The 17440-nt window shown below is 38.5% G+C and carries 17 protein-coding genes; 14 read left to right on the top strand and 3 right to left on the bottom strand.

What is annotated here, in order from left to right; translation table 11 throughout:
- Positions 1-73 precede the first annotated feature (73 nt).
- The gene (gene rpsT / locus CXF89_RS09300; RefSeq protein WP_002958225.1) at positions 74-334 is read right to left on the bottom strand and encodes a 30S ribosomal protein S20; all 261 of its coding nucleotides are present in this window, start codon (positions 332-334) and stop codon (positions 74-76) included.
- Positions 335-629: 295 nt separating this feature from the next.
- On the opposite strand from rpsT, the gene murJ reads away from it, so the two are divergent.
- The 13 genes from murJ (at position 630) to CXF89_RS09235 (ending at position 15738) form a co-directional block, all read left to right on the top strand.
- Positions 630-2168, top strand: a complete 1539-nt coding sequence (gene murJ / locus CXF89_RS09295) for a murein biosynthesis integral membrane protein MurJ (protein WP_374703123.1) — start codon at positions 630-632, stop codon at positions 2166-2168.
- Between the two features lie 84 nt (positions 2169-2252).
- Positions 2253-3203, top strand: a complete 951-nt coding sequence (gene ribF / locus CXF89_RS09290) for a bifunctional riboflavin kinase/FAD synthetase (protein WP_024607280.1) — start codon at positions 2253-2255, stop codon at positions 3201-3203.
- Between the two features lie 5 nt (positions 3204-3208).
- Entirely contained in the window at positions 3209-6037 is a 2829-nt protein-coding gene (ileS, locus tag CXF89_RS09285) for an isoleucine--tRNA ligase (RefSeq protein ID WP_121954437.1), read from the top strand.
- A 12-nt stretch (positions 6038-6049) separates the two neighbouring features.
- Entirely contained in the window at positions 6050-6550 is a 501-nt protein-coding gene (gene lspA, locus CXF89_RS09280; RefSeq protein WP_007376920.1) for a signal peptidase II, read from the top strand.
- On the top strand, positions 6547-6987 hold the full coding sequence (fkpB, locus tag CXF89_RS09275; protein ID WP_002958231.1) for an FKBP-type peptidyl-prolyl cis-trans isomerase: 441 nt from the start codon (positions 6547-6549) through the stop codon (positions 6985-6987). The genes lspA and fkpB overlap by 4 nt, the downstream gene beginning before the upstream one ends.
- Positions 6987-7916, top strand: a complete 930-nt coding sequence (gene ispH / locus CXF89_RS09270; protein ID WP_007581370.1) for a 4-hydroxy-3-methylbut-2-enyl diphosphate reductase — start codon at positions 6987-6989, stop codon at positions 7914-7916. The genes fkpB and ispH overlap by 1 nt, the downstream gene beginning before the upstream one ends.
- Before the next feature lie 39 nt (positions 7917-7955).
- The gene (locus CXF89_RS09265; protein WP_010555108.1) at positions 7956-8990 is read left to right on the top strand and encodes a sensor histidine kinase; all 1035 of its coding nucleotides are present in this window, start codon (positions 7956-7958) and stop codon (positions 8988-8990) included.
- Complete coding sequence (locus tag CXF89_RS09260) at positions 8987-9688, top strand: LytR/AlgR family response regulator transcription factor (protein ID WP_121954436.1); 702 nt, start codon at positions 8987-8989, stop codon at positions 9686-9688. Before CXF89_RS09265 ends, CXF89_RS09260 begins: the two co-directional genes overlap by 4 nt.
- Positions 9689-9871: 183 nt before the next feature.
- Positions 9872-10435 carry a type IV pilus modification protein PilV gene (gene pilV, locus CXF89_RS09255; RefSeq protein WP_121954435.1) on the top strand — a complete coding sequence of 188 codons (564 nt, stop codon included), beginning with the start codon at positions 9872-9874 and terminating at the stop codon, positions 10433-10435.
- A 1-nt stretch (position 10436) separates the two neighbouring features.
- A complete protein-coding gene (locus CXF89_RS09250; RefSeq protein ID WP_121954434.1) occupies positions 10437-11492 on the top strand; it encodes a PilW family protein in 1056 nt (351 codons plus the stop codon).
- Positions 11480-12010 carry a pilus assembly PilX family protein gene (locus tag CXF89_RS09245; protein WP_121954433.1) on the top strand — a complete coding sequence of 177 codons (531 nt, stop codon included), beginning with the start codon at positions 11480-11482 and terminating at the stop codon, positions 12008-12010. The genes CXF89_RS09250 and CXF89_RS09245 overlap by 13 nt, the downstream gene beginning before the upstream one ends.
- Before the next feature lies 1 nt (position 12011).
- Positions 12012-15308 carry a PilC/PilY family type IV pilus protein gene (locus tag CXF89_RS09240; protein WP_121954432.1) on the top strand — a complete coding sequence of 1099 codons (3297 nt, stop codon included), beginning with the start codon at positions 12012-12014 and terminating at the stop codon, positions 15306-15308.
- 10 nt (positions 15309-15318) lie between these two features.
- Entirely contained in the window at positions 15319-15738 is a 420-nt protein-coding gene (locus CXF89_RS09235) for a type IV pilin protein (RefSeq protein WP_121954431.1), read from the top strand.
- 6 nt (positions 15739-15744) lie between these two features.
- Here CXF89_RS09235 and CXF89_RS09230 read toward each other — a convergent pair whose 3' ends face one another.
- Together CXF89_RS09230 and CXF89_RS09225 are read right to left on the bottom strand one after the other, a co-directional pair.
- On the bottom strand, positions 15745-16275 hold the full coding sequence (locus tag CXF89_RS09230; protein ID WP_121954430.1) for a GspH/FimT family pseudopilin: 531 nt from the start codon (positions 16273-16275) through the stop codon (positions 15745-15747).
- Between the two features lie 79 nt (positions 16276-16354).
- Positions 16355-16906, bottom strand: coding sequence for a GspH/FimT family pseudopilin (locus CXF89_RS09225; protein WP_121954429.1), 552 nt, complete (start codon positions 16904-16906; stop codon positions 16355-16357).
- 160 nt (positions 16907-17066) lie between these two features.
- On the opposite strand from CXF89_RS09225, the gene glnB reads away from it, so the two are divergent.
- Positions 17067-17405 carry a nitrogen regulatory protein P-II gene (glnB, locus tag CXF89_RS09220; RefSeq protein ID WP_002962211.1) on the top strand — a complete coding sequence of 113 codons (339 nt, stop codon included), beginning with the start codon at positions 17067-17069 and terminating at the stop codon, positions 17403-17405.
- Positions 17406-17440: the final 35 nt, after the last annotated feature.

Raw genomic sequence — 17440 nt, 5'->3', positions numbered from 1 at the left:
AAGTAAGTACATTTAAAATTTAAACAAAAAAAAACCGGCAAAAGCCGGTTTTTTATATTCTATCAAAAACAAATTATAGAGCTTTAATCTTAGCTGCTATACGGCTCTTATGACGAGCTGCTTTGTTTTTGTGAATTAGACCCTTAGTTGCGTAACGGTCTAGGATAGGTGTAGCAACAGAAAAAGCTTGCTGTGCAGCTTCTTTATCGCCCGCTTCAATAGCAACAATTACTTTTTTGAAGTAAGTGCGCATCATTGAACGACGGCTTGCGTTGTGCTGACGGTTTTTTTCGCTTGTGATAGCGCGTTTTTTTGCAGACTTGATGTTAGCCAAGGTTTGCTCCTAACAATCTTAAAATAAAGCTTAAATTAAAGGCCGTGGAATATGCCTGTTTCTATCATGGATGTCAATTTAAATTTAACAATCCAAGAAAAACTGCACCATATAACGAGCATCAATTTGCCGCTTTAGCAGTTAATACCGACATTGTAACAAAGCACAGACCCCCAGCCTAGTGCTTTAAAGCGATTTATAAAAAAGACTGTGGCATAATCGCTTATCTTGAGGATTTTTGAGTAGGTTTAAGGTGTCAAAAGGTTTATTTCGCTCCGGTATGATTGTTAGTTGTATGACTATGATATCGCGTATTTTAGGGCTCGTTCGAGATGCTGTTGTTGCCAATTTATTAGGCGCAAGTGCGGCGGCTGATGTTTTTTTATTTGCTAACCGTATTCCTAATTTTTTACGTCGTTTATTTGCAGAAGGTGCCTTCGCACAAGCATTTGTACCTGTGCTGAGTGAAATTAAAGAAAAGCAAGGCGACGACAAGGTCAGACTTTTTGTTGCACAAGCAGCAGGCACATTAGGAACCATTTTACTGATTGTCACTATTATAGGTGTTGTTGCTTCACCCGTTATTGCAGCATTGTTTGGCACCGGTTGGTTTATAGATTGGTGGCAGGGCGGACCCAATGCCGAAAAGTTTGAACTTGCAAGTTCATTACTTAAATTTACATTCCCTTATTTGTTTTTTGTAAGCTTAGTTGCGCTTAGTGGTGCGGTAATGAACGTGTATAACCGTTTTGCTGTTGCTGCATTTACACCTGTTTTACTCAATGTTTCTATCATTACATGTGCAATTTTTTTACATGATAAATTTAGTGTTGGGGCTTATTCACTCGCAATTGGCGTATTTATTGGTGGCGTTGTGCAGTTATTGTTTCAACTTCCATTTTTATACCGTGCAAAAATGTTGGCGCGTCCACGCTGGGCATGGCAAGACGAAAACGTAAAAAAAGTACGTAAACTTATGCTTCCTGCTTTGTTTGGTGTATCTATTAGCCAAATTAATTTGTTGCTTGATACCATGATTGCTTCATTACTGATGACAGGCTCGATTGCATGGCTTTATTATTCAGACCGTTTAATTGAATTTCCATTGGGCTTATTTGGTATTGGTATTGCGACAGTTATTTTACCGGCGCTCTCTAGGTTACATAGCAGTAAAAAAAGTAGTGACTTTCAGCATACCCTCGACTGGGGGGTGCGTTTTGTTATATTTTTAGGCCTACCAGCAATGATAGGTCTAATGATCATCAGCCCGCTTATTATCACCGTATTGTTCGACCACGGTGCGTTTAAAGAAGACAGTGTTGATCATGTTAAAGCAGTAAGTTTAGGCGTAGTCGCATATTCAGTAGGGCTTGTAAGCTTTATGCTGATTAAAGTACTTGCTCCTGGCTTTTATGCTCGTCAAGACACAAAAACGCCGGTGCGTATTGGTATTATTACCTTGGTACTGAATATGGTATTTAATATTATGTTGGCTCCTTTCATTGGTTATTTAGGGTTAGCACTCGCTACTTCGCTATCGGCTAGTTGTAATGCATTTTTGCTGTATAGGCAGCTTAAAAAAGAAAATGTGTATCAGTTTTCATCAATGAGTATGCGCTTTACACTTAAATGTGTTGTTGCAAGTATGGTTATGGGAGCTGTTACATGGTTTGTGAGCAGTTACTATTACTGGGCTACATGGGCTTTTACACAGCAGGTAGTCTTATTAATAGCACTCGTGGCTTTGGCAGGTATTAGTTACTTTGCAATGCTATTTTTGATGGGCGTTAGACTAAATACGATAAAAAGTGTAGCAATTACTGAATCAAACTAAAAAAAAGATTATAATCGGCAACTCTGCGGCTTTAATTAATTTTTAGTCGTAATTAATAGCTCGCTAAACAAGGCATTAGGTGGCATGGAGTTAATTAGAGGTATACACAATATTCGCCCACACCACTTTGGTTGTGTGTTAACTATTGGTAATTTTGACGGTGTTCATTTAGGCCACGCAGAAGTACTAAAAGGCTTACTTACTGATGCTAAAGCGCATAGTTTGTCTAGCACTGTAATGCTATTTGAACCCCAGCCACAAGAATTTTTTGCTAAAAACAATGCCCCAGCACGGCTAACGCGCTTACGAGATAAGCTACGTTTGCTTAGTGATTTAGGTATTGAGCGAGTTATTTGCATTAGCTTTAATCAGCAATTTGCAAACATGCATGCTGAGCAATTTGTTAATGATATTTTGATTAAAAAGTTAGGTGTTAAAGCTCTCACTGTTGGCGATGATTTTAAGTTTGGAAAGCAGCGCCAAGGTAACTTTGACTTACTTGCTAGCATGGGCAAGCAAGCGGGCATGGACGTAAAAAGCACCGCGAGTTTTCGTCAATTAAATGCTAGAGTAAGCAGCACTTTAATACGAGATGCTTTGGCATCTGGTGACTTAGCAAGTGCTAAAACAATGCTTGGTCACGATTATGCTATTTCTGGGCGTGTTATACACGGCTGGAAAAGAGGACGTGAACTCGGTTTTAGAACGGCAAATATTGCCCTAAAACGCCAAGTGTGTCCTGTCAACGGGGTGTTTGCAGTGCAAGCAACGATTGCAGGAAAACAGATTTTTGGAGTTGCAAATGTAGGCAATAAGCCGACATTTAATGGAACTCGTGCATTATTAGAAGTTCATCTTTTTGATTTTGCACAGGATATTTACGGACAATTTATGCATGTGGAGTTAATAAAAAAACTTCGCAATGAAAAAAAATTCGAGACATTAACACAATTAACGGCGCAAATAGCAACTGATGTTGCTGCCGCTAAGCAGTGTTTTGGTTTAAATCAGGTAGCCGATAGAGACGGAATGTAGGATAAATGAGCGACTATAAACATACTTTGAACTTACCGGAAACACCGTTTCCAATGCGTGGCAATTTGGCACAACGTGAACCAAAAATGCTTAAAGCATGGTATGAAGACGACCTGTACGGTCAAATTCGCAGCGCTAAGAAAGGTAAAAAGACCTTTATTTTGCATGACGGCCCTCCGTATGCAAATGGCGATATCCATTTAGGCCACTCAGTTAATAAAATATTAAAAGACATTATTGTTAAGTCTAAAACATTATCTGACTTTGATTCACCATTAGTCCCAGGTTGGGATTGTCATGGTTTACCAATCGAGTTAATGGTTGAGAAAAAAGTAGGCAAGCCGGGCGTAAAAGTAACCGCGAGCGAGTTTCGTGAAAAATGCCGTGCATACGCTAAAAAACAAGTTGAAGGTCAAAAAGTTGATTTTAAACGTTTAGGCGTATTTGCAGATTGGGATAAGCCTTACTTAACAATGAACTTTGACTTTGAAGCGAATGCAATTCGTGTACTTGGTCGTATTATTGAAAAAGGTCATTTGCATAAAGGTGCTAAGCCTGTGCATTGGTGTACAGATTGTGGTTCTGCATTAGCAGAAGCAGAAGTTGAATACCAAGATAAGCAATCACCAGCGATTGATGTACGTTTTACATTTGTTGATCAAGATGCTGTTGTGAGTGCATTTGATTTGGCTGATGGTCATAAAGGTGAAGGCAGTGTTGGTACTGTTATTTGGACAACAACACCGTGGACGCTTCCAGCAAACCGCGCAGTAGCTGTGCATGCCGATTTAGAATATGCATTGGTGCAGGTTGAAGATGAAGGCGTACAACAACGTCTAATTTTAGGCTCTGAGCTTGTTAAAGATGCAATGGACCGCTTTGGTTTTAATCACTTTCACGTATTAGGTTATGTAAAAGGTGCTGCACTTGAAAACTTACAAGTAGCCCATCCTTTTTATGATTTTAATGTACCAGTGATTGTTGCAGAACACGTAACGACTGACTCAGGTACCGGTGTTGTACATACAGCACCAGGGCATGGTCAAGAAGATTTCGTGGCTGGTTTAAATTACAACCTTGAAGTAGCTAACCCTGTTGGCGCTAATGGCGTTTATTTACCAGATACTGAACTTTTTGCAGGTCAGCATGTATTTAAAGCAAATGCGAACGTAATTGAAGTATTAAAAGAGCACGGTGCATTAATGCATCATCATGCTATAACTCATAGTTACCCACATTGTTGGCGCCATAAAACACCCATTATTTTCCGTGCTACACCACAATGGTTTGTAAGTATGGATCAGGCTAACTTACGTGAAGATTCTTTAAAAGAAATTAAAAACACGCAGTGGTTGCCAGAGTGGGGCGAAAGCCGTATTTCGAACATGGTTGAAAGCCGCCCAGATTGGTGTATATCTCGCCAACGTACTTGGGGTGTGCCAATTGCATTGTTTGCAGATAAAGATACCGGTGCACTTCATCCAAATACTCAAGAACTCATTGAGCAAGCTGCACAGCTAGTTGAAAAGTCTGGTATTCAGGCATGGTACGATTTAGATCCAGCTACATTACTTGGTGAAGAAGATGCCAAGCAATACATGAAAGTGCAAGATACGCTAGATGTATGGTTTGACTCAGGTGTTTCACACGCATGTGTTGTAGACGCACGCGAAGACTTGGTTGGTCCAGCTGATTTATACCTTGAAGGTTCTGATCAACACCGTGGTTGGTTTATGTCATCAATGATGACATCAGTGGCTATTAATGGTCATGCGCCATACCGCCAAGTATTGACTCATGGTTTTACTGTTGATGAAAACGGCCGCAAGATGTCTAAGTCACTAGGTAATGTTATTTCACCACAAAATGTGATGAATAAACTAGGTGCCGACATTCTACGTTTATGGGTTGCCTCTACCGATTACACGGCAGAAATGACTGTGTCGGATGAAATATTTAAACGCTCTGCCGATCGCTACCGCCGTATTCGTAACACTAGCCGTTACTTGCTTGCTAACCTAAATGGTTTTGATCCAAAAACAGATCAAGTTGCTGTTGATGATATGGTTGAGCTTGATAAGTGGATTGTTGGTCGTGCTGCTCAGTTGCAAGATGAAATTTTAGCCGCATACGATAGCTACCAAATGCTATTAGTAACGCAAAAGCTAATGAACTTCTGTACGGGTGAGCTTGGTTCGTTCTATTTAGACGTCATTAAAGATCGTCAGTACACAGCTAAGAGTGACAGCCATGCACGTCGTTCTTGTCAAACAGCGCTTTATCATATTGCAGAAGCAATGACGCGTTGGATGGCACCTATTATGAGCTTTACCGCACAAGAAATTTGGGAAGCTTTACCGGGTGAGCGTAGTGACTACGTATTTACATCTGTTTGGTACGATGGTTTACAAGCGCCAACAAATAGCCAATTTAGTAACGATGACTGGTTAGAGATTTTAACAGTACGCGACGAAGTAAACCGCTTATTAGAAGCTGCGCGTAAAGAAGAAGTCATTGGTGCAACGCTTCAAGCAACGGTTAATTTATTTACTGGTAAAGAGCTTGCCGCTAAATTAAATGCGCTTGGTGATGAACTGCGTTTTGTATTATTAACATCTGCCGTAAATGTTTCTGAAGTTGATAGTCAGCCAGCTGATACACAAGCTACCGAAATTGAAGGTTTGTTCATTAGTGTTGCTGCAACAGATGCTGCTAAATGTGAGCGTTGTTGGCATTACAGTGAAGATGTAGGTGTTAATCCTGCTCATCCTGAAATTTGTGGTCGTTGTGTAAGTAATGTTGACGGCGAAGGCGAAAAGCGTCAATTCGCTTAGGAGTTATTCTTAGTGAGCAAACTAGCCCAAAAAAGTGGTTTAGTGTGGCTTTGGTTGAGTCTATTACTATTAGTAATAGACTTTGCCAGTAAAACACTTGTTGTAGGGACTATGGCTTATCAAGAGTCGATAAACTTACTCCCTGTTTTTAGTATTACTTATGTGCATAACTATGGTGCTGCTTATAGCTTTTTAAGTGAAGCGGGTGGTTGGCAGCGTTGGTTTTTAAGTGCGATTGCCATTGCTATTAGTGCTTTACTTGTGTGGTGGCTAAAACGCTTACCTGCAACAAACAAAGTACTATGCGGTGCTTATGCACTGGTACTTGCAGGCGCTATTGGTAATTTATACGATCGTATTGCGTATGGTTATGTAATCGACTTTATTCACGTATTTTATAAAGACTCACATTTTCCGGTATTCAATATTGCTGATTGCGCTATTTGTATTGGCGCAGCGTTATTGTTATTTGACGCCTTTACCGGCGAGAGTCCGAAGGAGCATAAAGCATGAGCCAAGCTGTAATTGGTGAAAACTCGCAAGTTATTTTCCATTTTTCTATTAAATTAGAAGATGGCTCTGCCGCTGATTCTACCAAGGTGCACAACAAACCTGCTAAATTAACAATGGGCGATGGCAGCTTAACGGCAAACTTCGAAAAGTGTTTATTAGGTTTAACTGCAGGCGAAAGTAAAACGTTTGAATTAGAACCTGAAGATGCTTTTGGTCAGCCAAATCCAGATAATATTTACTACGTTGACCGTAGTAAATTTGGCCCAGAAACACCAGCTAAGGTAGGTGCAATTATTGCGTTTACTCAACCAGACGGTACTGAGCTTCCTGGATTAGTTCGCGAAGTGCAAGGTGAGTCGGTAACGATTGATTTTAATCACCCTTTATCTGGCCAACGTTTAACGTTTGAAGTTGATATTATTGAGGTGGAAGGTTAATGGAAATATTACTAGCTAATCCACGCGGCTTTTGCGCTGGTGTTGACCGTGCTATTAGTATTGTTGAGCGCGCCCTAGATATTTTTGAAAAGCCAATTTATGTGCGCCACGAAGTAGTACATAACCGTTATGTGGTTGATGGATTAAAAAGTCGTGGTGCGGTATTTGTTGAAGAGCTTGATCAAGTACCTGACGACAGCATTGTTATTTTTAGTGCACATGGTGTTTCGCAAGCTGTTCGCTCAGAGGCTAAACGTCGTGATTTAAAAGTATTTGATGCAACGTGTCCGCTTGTAACTAAAGTACATATGGAAGTTACACGTGCGAGTCGTAAAGGTATTGAGTGTATTTTAATTGGACACCATGGCCACCCTGAAGTAGAGGGAACAATGGGACAATATGATAACTCAGCCGGTGGCATTTATCTTGTTGAAACCGTTGATGATGTTGTTGCGCTTAATGTAAAAAATGCTGAAAATCTTTTTTATTGCAGCCAAACAACACTCTCAGTTGATGACACAGCAGATGTTATTGATGCACTGCGCAATAAGTTTCCATCAATTGACGGACCTCGTAAAGATGACATTTGTTATGCAACGCAAAATCGTCAAGACGCTGTTCGTGACTTAGCTGATAAAGTTGATGTGCTATTAGTTGTTGGCGCTAAAAATAGCTCTAACTCTAATCGCTTACGTGAACTTGCAGATAAAATGGGCACAGTTGCTTATTTAATTGATGACGCAACTGATGTACAAGAGCAGTGGGTTTCAGGCTCTAAATCAGTTGGTGTAACTGCGGGTGCATCTGCGCCAGAAGTACTTGTACAACAAGTAATAAGCCGATTAAAAGAGCTAGGTGGCACACAGGTTGTTGAGAACCCAGGTGAAGTAGAAAATATAGTATTTGCTGTTCCTGTAGAGCTACGTTAATTTAAATATATTAAACATTTAGATTAAAGGAGAGTCGTTATGAGCAAGTCACTTCAAAATGATGGTTTGCTTTTTTCGGCTCTTTTTAATGAGCGAGGCGTATTAGCCACGCTTATTGTTTCTCAAGTTATTGCTATTGTTTTAGCTTTTGCACCTAATGTAGAAGGAGATATTTGGCTACGACTTGGGATCATTAGTTTGTTTATGCATTTAATTGTTTTAGTCGGTACCTCTTCTTTATACTTCTGTAGATTTTTCTTACAAAAACGTACTCAAACTTTTCAATTAAGTCTATTTTTTGCCTTTTTTTTATTATCTACCTGTATTTTTAGTATTTTATTTTCTCATTTTGCTTTTGATATAGATGATACAAATAACTTAATTTATTTCACACTTCGCAATTGCATTATAGTGGCTTTGCTGGCTGCTTTATTCGTCCAGTTTTTATTAATTCATTTTGAAAAAGAGCAGCAAACTAAAGCACTTTCTCGTGCAGAGCTTGATGCCCTACAAGCTAGAATACGTCCTCATTTTTTATATAATAGTTTAAACACTGCTGCAGAGCTTACTCATCATGATGCCGATGCGGCAGAACAGGCTATTTTAGCATTAGCCGCCTTATCGCAGGCTGCAATGCACTCGGGGAAGAATGTATCTCTTGAAGATGAAATAACGTTGAGTAAGCAATATATCGCACTTGAAACATGGCGTTTTGGTAATCGCTTAAGAGTTGATTGGCAAATACCTAATGAACTACCCGCATTGAGCATTCCTTGCTTAACCCTGCAGCCATTAATTGAAAATGCGGTATGCCACGGCGTTGAAACAAGTGAGCATGGTGCAGAAATAAAAGTAGAGCTACATATCACTACCGGCTATATAACCATGATTGTTTCTAACCCTATAACAATTTCTAATGCTCAAACTAGGCCTAATAACGGAATGGCGCTTGAAAATATTCGCCAGCGATTAAATATTTATTATAAAAATAAAGCACAGCTAACAATTACTAATAAAAATGATGTGTTTAGGGTCAAGGTCGTTATCCCTAAGCTAATTGAGGGCAGTGTATGAATGTACTCATTGTTGATGATGAACCTCTGGCGAGATCTCGCTTAATCCGTTTGTTAGCACATGATAAAAGTATAGTTGTGCAAGGTGAGGCAAGTAATGGTAATGAAGCCTTAGCACTTGCTAAAAAGCAAACGCCAGATTTGATTTTTTTAGATGTTGATATGCCCGGTATGAATGGTTTGCAAGTTGCTAATGAGCTCAATAGTTTAACCCTACCTCCTGCTGTTGTTTTTATAACTGCCCACCCTGAACATGCCTTCGATGCTTTACAGTTAAGTGCTGCAGGTTATTTAGTTAAACCTATTACAGAGCAATCACTGCAAAAGGTGCTTAAGCAAGTAGGCCGTTTAAATAAAGTACATATTCAAAAACAACAAAATGTAAAAGTATCTTATCAATTAGCGGGTACTCTACGTAGTGTTGATATAAATGATGTTTTGTATTTTAGTGCCGAAGAAAAATATACCAAAATGATATTCTCAGGTGGAGAGGCTTTACTTGAACAAAGCCTAAAGCAATTAGAGCTGCAATATCCCGCATATGTTTTACGAATTCACCGCAATGCTTTAGTGAATAAACAAAAAGTAATAGCCTTGCATTCAAAAGGGAATGGCAATCATATGATTGAGCTACAAGGGTGCAGTGAGTTATTGCCAGTGAGCCGCCGCGAGCTTAAATTAGTTAAAAATACGCTTTAGACTTATTTCGCAATTAAGTTGCCTCTGACTTAAATACATTTACGCTTAATTACTACTTTTTTGTTGAATGAGCCGATTTAATTAACCGTTTATCAACAAATATAACCGCTTGTCTTAGCCCTCATTGATTCCTCAAATAAATAGCATAAACTTATAATCAGATAATTTTTATTTGGTTCTACTATGCAGTCATCTCAAACAAAAGTGCAAAGAGGCTTCACTCTAATTGAAGTGTTAATTGCATTTATTATTCTTAGTTTTGGCCTTTTAGGCGCAGTTGCCCTGCAAGCAAAAGCAAAGCAAGCAAGCTTTGATTCTATGCAACGTGCTGCTGCAGTTGCACTTGGTAATGATATTGTGCAGCGTATCCGAGCCAACGATACCATTGCATCTATTGAAAAATATGGAAAGGCGAAAATAGATAGTAGCGGTGCACTTGCTACAACTAAGGCTTGTTTTGGAAGTCCCTGTAATTCATCAGCAATAGCGGATATGGATATAGTGCAATGGAAACGTGCCATTCAAGCTCGTGAAAATACAGGATCTTTAGATGATGCGACAATATGTATAAATCCAACATCAGTGGCAGATACTGGAGGGAAAGGGTTCAACATTGAAGTAATTATATCATGGCAAGGGCGACAAGAATTTACAGCAAATGCAGCTACGGGAGCTGTAGATTGCGGCACCGCTGATAAAAAACGCCGGGTCGTTGTTTTAACCAGTTATATATATGTGAGGAGCTAACATGAAGCAAAATGGGTTTACTCTTGTAGAAGTTATGATTTCACTATTTATTGGTGGTTTAATTCTTGGTGGCGTTATGTTTACTTTTATTAGTATGAAAGTAACCACAAAAGACACGATGGCCATCGGTGACCTCCAAGAGTCAGGGCGTTTAGCTATAAATATTATGCAGCGTGATATTGAGCAAGTTGGTTTTTGGGGAACTTATTACGATGATTCGTTCACAGCTGTGAATACTACTGTCAGCTCTTTAGTCCCCACTGAGGATGGTGAATCTATAGATTGCTTTGAGGGGGTTAATAACGGCAGCTTTCCAGATTTAACCAGTAGTAGTAATTTTCGTACTATTTATGCGAAAACGACTATCAGTAAAGATAACCTGAATTGCATAAACGATGGCATCATTCCTCCGAATAATAAAGAGACTGATATTCTTCAGCTCAAGTTTTTACAAGGTAACTTACAATACGTGCCTACCTATAATAATGACACAATTACTTATGAAAACAAAACAACGGAAAATGATAACCGTACAGCCTATTTCTTTGTTGCTGAACAAGAGCAAGCAAAATTTGTGACTGGGGCATACTTACCAACAAACGATAATGTAACTATATGGCCATACACTCATCATGTTTATTATATTAAAGAAGAAAAATATTTAGTAAATAATAAAGAAATAAAAGTCCCCGCATTAAGAAGAAAACGATTAGTAAATGGAAAAATGACCTCTGAAACGATAATGGAAGGTGTCGAAAATATGCGTTTTTTGTTTGGATTAGACACGAATAACGATAGTCGAGTTGATACTTATAAAAGCGCCAGTACAATTACTGCTGCTGAATGGGAAAACCGTAAAGGTATGCTAACGGTGCAAGTTTTTCTATTAATCCGTGCACTTCAACCAGATCCAGGGATTAAACTTAAAAACCAAAAATATATTTTAGGTGAGGGATCTGTAAAGCGAGAGTTAAATTTTAATGATAACTATAGAAGAACTGTTTTTACAACAACTATTCGTTTAAGTAATGTTGGGGGTAATCTATGGAGAATCTAAAGTTGTTACCAAGTAAGCAACAAGGTGTGGTGCTTTTAACAGCATTAATTATGGTGATAGCTGTTACCGGCATTGCAGTTACTCTTATGAGTAGTAGTACAATTGATATTAAAATTACTAATGCAGCACAAGAGCGAGAAGTTGCAGAAAATCAATTGATTGGCGAAGTGCAAAGAGTGATTGCGTCAGAAGCTAAAAAAGGGGCTGATAGTGACTTTTTTCTTACTCCAGATGAGACCACTACAGATTCGGGCAAGCTTGATAGTGATAGTAATAAAATAATGATACCAGAGAAAGACATTACAGAGCCTGGACACGAAATGAAAAGCATAATGACGAATTTAAATCGCGGTTCGCTAGAGCTTAATTGCCCTCGTAGTTATAGTTTTACAGCGGGTGTTTCATGCAACATGGTTCAAGTATCCACTACGATAGAATATGGCTCTAAAAGCAAGCACCAGTTAACTATAGTAACAGGTATAGCTCAAGAGATGGCCAGTACGGGTAAGGGGATTTAAGATGAAATTTAAACTTTATGTAGCACTCGTTTTATTATTTACATCAGCAATTAATATGCAGGCATACGCAGAGGATATTGAGCTGTACGTAAATAAAGATACTAACTCAGATGAAAAACCGCGCGTACTATTAATTTTTGATACCTCCGGGAGTATGGCTTTTTCATCAAGCACTGGTAATGAGTGTAAAGATAGGTCAGGTAATAGAATATTATGCTCTGATAGTAGGCTTGAGGCTGCTCAGTCAGCTATGAGTCAACTGGTTGAAGTTAATAAAGATTCTATCGATTTTGGCTTAATGCGTTTTAATGGTACGGATGGTGGCTATGTTTTAAATAGAATAGGGGGTTCTCCTGAATCAATAAAATCATCAATCAATAATCTTCCAGCTGACGGTGGAACACCGTTAGCGGAAACACTTTGGGAGGCTTATTTATATATAACAGGACAAAGTTTGTACTATGGCGAGCAAGTTAGTGAATCAGATAGGGATACTATTATTGAAAATAAAGATATTATTGGTACGCAGTGCATAGAACGGAAGGGAAACGGGCGTTGTAAGAAGTTGGAAAATGTATATAACTACACTTATATCTCCCCTTTTGCTGATAGCGTAGCTGAAGCTAAACGTTGTGATAATTCCATCAATATTATTTATATGACTGACGGCGATCCCTCACCTAAATATGTATATAGCCGTAATTGGTGGGGGCAGTATTATCTAAGCTTAAGTTCTTCTAGTGATAATGACAGCGACGAATCAATAAGTGCAGAGCATAATAAATTCTTTGGCCGGGAGCTAACGGAACAGGATTATATTGGTAGGGAGCTTGATGAAAATGACTTTCTCCATGATAACTACTTACACCAATTGGCTAAAATTATTCATGGATCAGACGACACTGTTGTCGATTTGTACCCATCTAGCCCCGAGATAAATGAAACGGGTCGTTTATATACCATTGGATTTGGTTCAGGAATGAGCGCCGAAGGGCAATATCTGTTAAAACGGGCTGCTGAATTAGGCGGGGGGAAAAACATACCTGCAACAACCCCTGAAAAATTGACAGAAGCCTTAAATCAAGCTGTTTCGGATATTAGGAGTGAAAATAGTACATTTACCTCCCCATCTGTTGCAAGTAATAATGTTGATCAAACACGAAGCGGAGATGCTATTTATTTAGCTATGTTTTATCCCGATAAATCCACTCGTTGGCGTGGCAATTTAAAAAAGTTAAAAGTATCTGGTAATACTATTATAGATGCTAAAAATAATATTGCACTTGATGATGATGGGTTAATAAATACAGATGCGGCTACATTCTGGGATGAAGATAAGTCAGCAGATGGAAACTCAGTAAAAGACGGGGGTGTAAATGCTATGTTATCAGAATTGGCGGTGGGAGATATTAAGAAGCGTCAAATAATTACTGATATAGGAGATTTTACTTTTTGTGTCGATTGCGACGAAAGCGTAAGCAGCTATCTGGGGCTTAAATACATGGAAGAAAGCGATAATGTACCTTACTTTTCCGATAACGTCAGTAAAGTTAAAGTCAGAGAGGTTGAAGATCTTATAAATTGGGCTCGTGGTGAAGATGTCGATGACAAAAATTCGTCGTCATCAGTTCGCAATGATATTTTTGGTGACCCATTACATTCAAAACCCGTGGCTATTGATTATGGTGACAATGATATTCGTATTCTAATTGGCACTAATGCTGGTTTTTTGCATATGTTTAAAGATGATGATGCTAATAATAAAGTTAGTGAAAGTTGGGCGTTTATACCTTCTGCACTCTTTAACATTCTTAAACCACTTAGAGATGAGGAGTCAGGAAAAAAATATGGTATTGATGGGCCTATTGGCGTTTATTTCAATAATAAGAGCCTAAATGATAAAGATGTAAATGATGGTATTGTTGATGCGGGTAGAGGTCATGAAGTCTGGGCTGCTGTAGGTATGCGCAGAGGCGGTCGTAATTATTATGGTTTGGATATTACAAAGCCAGACTCTCCAAGTTTAATGTGGACTATTAAAGGCGGTGAAGGGGAATTTAAAAACCTTGGCCAAACGTGGTCTAAACCTCAAGTTGCTTATATAAAATCAAAAGAGAATACACCCCTTTTAATATTTGGGGCTGGCTATGATACCAATAAAGATTCGAATGATCCCGATAAAGCTAATATAAAAACTGAGGACGAAGTTGGCCGCGGCATTTATATCGTTAATGCAAAAACAGGTAAAAAAGTTTGGGCTTTAACACCTAGTGAAAACGCCTTTAAAGGAAAATATAGTATTGCTGGCGATGTAACGTTATTGGATTCTAATTATGATGGCTATACAGACCGGATATATGCGGCAGATACTGGTGGAGGTATTTGGCGTATTGATATATCAGATGAAGGCAAATTTAGTCATTTTCAGTTAGCAGATCTTGGTATTAATGCAGATAGACGTTTTTTTTACAAGCCTGTGGTGGCGAGAACTATGTTTAGTAAAGTAACTATTAAAGATGGTGTAGTCACTCGATTAGATACACCTTATGATGCTATTGTGATTGGTAGTGGAAATCGTTCAAATCCGAACGGAGCGGGCACAGCTGACGAATTATTTATGATTAGAGATGAAAATACGGTTACTAAATTATTCGAATCTGCGCCTAAAGCTATAACGCATAGTATGTTAATGGAGATGAATGATGATGAATTTGGCAGCGCTTTAAATAGTGTAACTGAGTTTGTAAAATTAGAAGACAAACTTGCGAATGATTTTGTTGGGTGGCGTTATAAACTCGCTAATGGTGAAAAGTCGTTAGCTGCGGCAACCGTTGTTGGTGGTGTTGCTTATTTTACATCTTTTACTCCGACGTTGGATTCATCAATTAAAAATCAATGTTCATTAAGTGGAGGAGGGGGCTCTCTTTACGCATTTCATTTGCACTACGGTACTAAAGTTTATGACGATCTGAAATTTGCTACAAGTACAGAGGTGCCAGATACGCCCCAACTTTATTTTGGTTCTTCATGTGCAGATAGTGATGATAACGGAAAATGCGATGATGATCCTGATGAGGAAGTAAAAAGTCAGTTTTATTTAATTGGTCCGGGCATCAAAGGTGAAAATGCTGAAAACCCGCTCCAACCACTTGAAATTACAGGCCCAGGATTAAAAGTTGTAGATGATAAAATACAACTTGTTAATGACAAAGCATTAGGGTTTGGTTTTAAAACTCAGCAAACTTATATATATAAGCATGAAGAGAATGATGAAAATATACAGAATGAAGACGATTAAGGAGGCTTAAATGATAAAAAAACAACGTGGTTTTACCTTAATTGAGCTGATGATAGCCGTTGCTATTGTCGGCATTTTAGCTACAATAGCGCTTCCTAATTATACAGAATATGTAAAGCGTGCTTCGCGCGCTGAAGCTGCTGCAGCATTGTTAGATGCTGCAAACAAGGAAGAGCAATATTTTGTCGATAATAGGGAATATACAGAGACATTTACTGATTTAGGATTGCAAAGTAAAACCGAAAATGGCCATTTTGAGCTATCCATAAAGGTAGTCGATAGCAATACCTTCACTATTACAGCTAAACCTATAGACGGTGCTGTAAAAGGCGATAATGATTGTAAAGAGCTTACAATTACTGACACAGGCCTCAAAGGTGCAAAAGGGTCTAAAGGAGACTCAGATGTTGACTATTGCTGGGGTCGATAGCCTAGATTACTTCTTCTGACACTTATCAGTTGATTTGATGCGAATTCTACCCGTTTGACTTACAGATAAAGCCAATCCTTCGAGATTGGCTTTATCGCTATTGGGGCAATATATAAAAGTCCCATTTTGAAAACCATTTAAAGAACCATCTGGACGAAATGTAATGGCGTTGCGCGGATACTCTAAAGTATCAGCATCATGAACATCCTCGAAAGTGCTTAAGAGTAACTCATCATCATCTAGAGTCGTTGATTTATCTTTGTCGATAAATAGTGACACTTGACCATCCCACTCGTCCTTTGTGCATTGACTGCCTTTTAGTGCGCAAAGCGTGACGTAAGTACCATTTTCAATTGCGTAAAGACGGCCATAATTTATATTTCGGTGTAGTAGATTCACATGGTTATCTAATCGGTTTTTAGCCAAGAAGTCTGGATAAAACCACATCGATAATTGACTGATTACACTGACAACAGCAATTGAAACCATTAATTCAAGAAGTGTCACTCCCTTGTTTTTTGATATTGATAATCTCATCCTTGAAGACCTGAGTTAATAAATGATTAACTCAGTCTAGTAAATGATACAAATATGACAAGATTAATTTGTATGTTTTTTAACCGCAAGTCTGAGCTGTATCACCAGTATAAAAAGAAGTACCAGATTGAGATACTGTTAAAGCTTTGTTATTTTCATTATCACTATTAGGGCAATAGATAAAGTCTCCCGGATTTGTTGTAATACGACCACTGGTATTAAAACGAAGACTTGTCTCGTTACCACTATAACTAAGGCTATCAGTTGCAGGAATATCCTCTATAACTCTCAACAAGGCATCGTTAGCTACGTTATAACTTCCATTGTTATCAGCATCAACAAAAACAACAATGATTTTATTCGTGTCCCATTCTGGTTCACATTCAAACTCATCTTTAGCTTGTTTAATAGCGCCTTCTTGTGCGGGACATAAAATAACTATTTCATCCGTACTTGCCGCTTGAGAGCGTGCATAAGTAATGCTTCTTTTTAATTCCAACAAAAAATTCTCAGCTCTATTTTCTTCTAGCATATCGCTGCTATTCCAGATCGCAATGGATGCAATGATCCCAACGATAGCAACGGTTACCATGAGTTCTAAAAGAGTGAATCCGTTTTGTTTATTTTTCATATTAATCTCATTTACTGCTAGTCATTTAAGTATCGCTATTTTTATACAATAAATTATACCATGATCGGTTGTTTTATCACCGTAATTCAATCGCTTTGTTTGCTATGAGCATCATGATTGTCTAAAATCGAGGCAACTGGAGCTTTCAAAAGTAATTAATATGAAAAAAATAGAAGCAATTATCAAACCTTTTAAGTTAGACGATGTGCGTGAAGCGTTGTCGGATGTAGGTATTACAGGTATGACGGTAAGCGAAGTTAAAGGCTTTGGACGTCAAAAAGGTCACACTGAGTTATATCGTGGCGCAGAGTATATGGTTGATTTTTTACCTAAAGTAAAACTTGATATTGTATTGACTGATGAAGATGTAGACCGTGCAATTGAAGTTATTGTAAAAACGGCACAAACAGGAAAAATCGGTGACGGTAAAATATTTGTCACTGATGTTGAGCGTGTAATACGTATTCGTACTGCTGAGGAAGATGAAGAAGCTATTTAAGATTTTCTTCTATGCAGTAAAAAGGCGCTTACTAA

The organism is Pseudoalteromonas sp. MelDa3 (assembly GCF_002863625.1).
Taxonomy (GTDB): Bacteria; Pseudomonadota; Gammaproteobacteria; order Enterobacterales; family Alteromonadaceae; genus Pseudoalteromonas; species Pseudoalteromonas arctica.
This window is presented reverse-complemented; position numbering and strand designations above follow the sequence as displayed.